This window comes from Streptomyces sp. URMC 127 (assembly GCF_051386535.1).
Lineage (GTDB): Bacteria > Actinomycetota > Actinomycetes > Streptomycetales > Streptomycetaceae > Streptomyces.
The window spans coordinates 1-2,137 of sequence record NZ_JBPQTW010000417.1 but is presented as its reverse complement, the minus strand read 5'-3'; the positions used below and the strand labels follow the sequence as shown (position 1 = coordinate 2,137).

Sequence of the window (2,137 nt, the reverse complement as noted above, 5' to 3'; positions counted from 1 at the left end):
GCCCCAGCCCCAGCCCCAGCTACAGATTCCCGCAGAACCGGCGGAACCGGGGACGGATCTCGTCCTCGCCCCTGCGCCCTGACAGCACTGATGTGCCCTGACGGCCGTGAAGCGCCACACGTCGCACCACAGCCTGCTGCGGCACTCCCCCTGAAGGGGCGAGAAAGGAGAGCGGCGCATGTCCGGCGAGACGATGGGCGACGAGGTGTACCAGCCGGCCAGCTCCGACCTCTGGGACCAGCCGAACGAGCTCGACCTGGAGAACGCCCTCGGAGGCGACGAACTCGACGAGGTCCTCGACGAGGGCTATTCCCCTCCGGAGAAGCCCCTCGCGGTCGAGCAGTACGGCACCGCGGCGCGGGAACAGCACGACGGCGAGAGCCTTGAGCAGCGACTGGCCCGGGAGGTCCCGGACGTCGCGTCGCCCGAGGGCGACGGCATAGGCGATCAAATCGGCACGGACGGCGAGGTGGTGGACCCGCTGGCCGGCCGGGACCGCGCGGGGCGGATGGTGGAGGCCGAGTACGGTCCGCCCCGCACCCGCAACGACGTCGTGGCCCGCGACGTCGGCATCGACGGCGGGGCCGCCTCGGCGGAAGAAGCCGCCATGCACATCATCGACGGTCTCCCCTCTCCCGAAGCCGAATCGCCCGAAGCCGAAGCCGAGCCCGAGGCCGAACCCGGACCGGGAGCCTCGTAGCAGCTCGCAACGGAACGCCCCGTGCCCCTGGCCTCAGGCCGCCCGGCCGCCCCCCCGCCTCAGGTCAGCCGGCGCCAGGAGTCGCTCTCCAGGTGCGATCCGGCCTGCGGCCCCATCCGCAGCATGCCCCCGTCCACGGTCCACGAGGCGCCGGTGACGTACCCGGCGTCGGGGCCGGCGAGGAAGGCGATGACCGCGGCCACTTCCCGCGCGTCCCCCGGCCGGCCCAGCGGCACTCCGGGCCGCCGCACCGTGCTGACGTCGGTGTCCTCCTGGCCGGTCATGGGCGTGGCGATCTCGCCGGGAGCCACGGCGTTGACGGTGATGCCGTGCTCGGCCAGTTCCAGCGCCATGACCTGGGTGAGCAGGCCCAGGCCTCCCTTGGCCGCGCAGTAGGGCGCCGCGCCCACGCGCGGGGCGTGCTCGTGAACGCTGGTGACGTTGACGATCCGGCCGCCCCCGCCCTGGCCGATCATGCGGCGCGCCGCGTGCTGCGCGCACAGCAGCGGGCCGATGAGATCGATGTCGATCACTTCCCGGACGGTGTCGTGGGTGAGGTCGAGGAACGGAGTGGCCGTGCCGGTCCCGGCGTTGTTGACCAGGACGTCCAGCCGGCCCAGTTCCCCGGCGAGCTGGTCGACGGTCTCCGCCGCCTGCGGGAGCAGCGTGAGGTCCATCCGGGCGACCGCGGCCCGCCGGCCATGGGCCCGTACCTCTTCAGCTGTCTCCTGCGCACCGGCGTGGTCGCTGTGCCAGGTGATGCCGACGTCCATGCCCTCGGCGGCCAGTCGTACGGCTGTGGCCCGGCCTATCCCTGAGTCGGAGCCGGTCACCACCGCCACGCGCCGCGGCCCGCCGGAGTCCGGGCGGGCGCCGGGGTGAGGGGAACGAGGGGTGAGGGGGTCCACGGGATCTTCTCCTCGGTCAGAGGGATCGGGTCGGGGGGATCGGGTCAGGAGGATCGGGTCACGGCGAGCGGGAGGCCCCGGCCTCCAGGGTTCTGATGCTGCGTTCGACCGGTGCGGGGAGGCGGCGCCGGCGCGCCAGGGCGGCGGGCAGGCGCCTGAGCGTGGCGGCCAGGGCCGTGCGGGCGGCGGGATCGGCGCGTGAGGCGGCGGCCAGCCGGAGGGTGCGGACCAGGGCGTGGGACAGGGGGCGGCACAGCCAGGCGGTGAGCACCTCGTTGCGCTGGATCCGTGCGCTGCGGGCCGGCCGGGGGCCGGGGTCGGGGTCGTGCCGGGCGACGATCTGCGGGCAGTAGGCCGAGCCCCAGCCCCGCCTGGCCAGTTCGAGGGCCAGGAGGGTCTCCTCGCCGCCGAAGTGCAGGACGGGGTCGAAGCCGCCCGCGCCGAGGAAGGCGCTGCGCCGTACGACGGCCGCGCAGGCGAGGAAGCCCAGGACGCACGGGCCGGGCAGGTCGGGGGGACTGCCCAGCGG

At 74.5% G+C, this 2,137-nt stretch carries 3 protein-coding genes; 1 reads left to right on the top strand and 2 read right to left on the bottom strand.

The genetic code is table 11. The features are described 5' to 3' along the window. Positions 1-178: 178 nt before the first annotated feature. On the top strand, positions 179-700 hold the full coding sequence (locus ACSNOH_RS34615) for a DUF5709 domain-containing protein (protein ID WP_436725413.1): 522 nt from the start codon (positions 179-181) through the stop codon (positions 698-700). A 59-nt stretch (positions 701-759) separates the two neighbouring features. Here the strand turns inward: ACSNOH_RS34615 and ACSNOH_RS34610 are convergent, their stop codons facing one another. Next, complete coding sequence (locus tag ACSNOH_RS34610) at positions 760-1,542, bottom strand: SDR family oxidoreductase (RefSeq protein WP_436725414.1); 783 nt, start codon at positions 1,540-1,542, stop codon at positions 760-762. A 124-nt stretch (positions 1,543-1,666) separates the two neighbouring features. Further along, on the bottom strand, positions 1,667-2,137 hold a 471-nt coding region (locus tag ACSNOH_RS34605), incomplete at its 5' end, for a glycosyltransferase family 2 protein (RefSeq protein WP_436725412.1).

What these genes read in the sequence shown, in the direction of transcription:
- ACSNOH_RS34615 (WP_436725413.1), top strand. Translation starts at nt 179, where the DNA reads ATGTCCGGCGAGACGATGGGCGACGAGGTGTACCAGCCGGCCAGCTCC.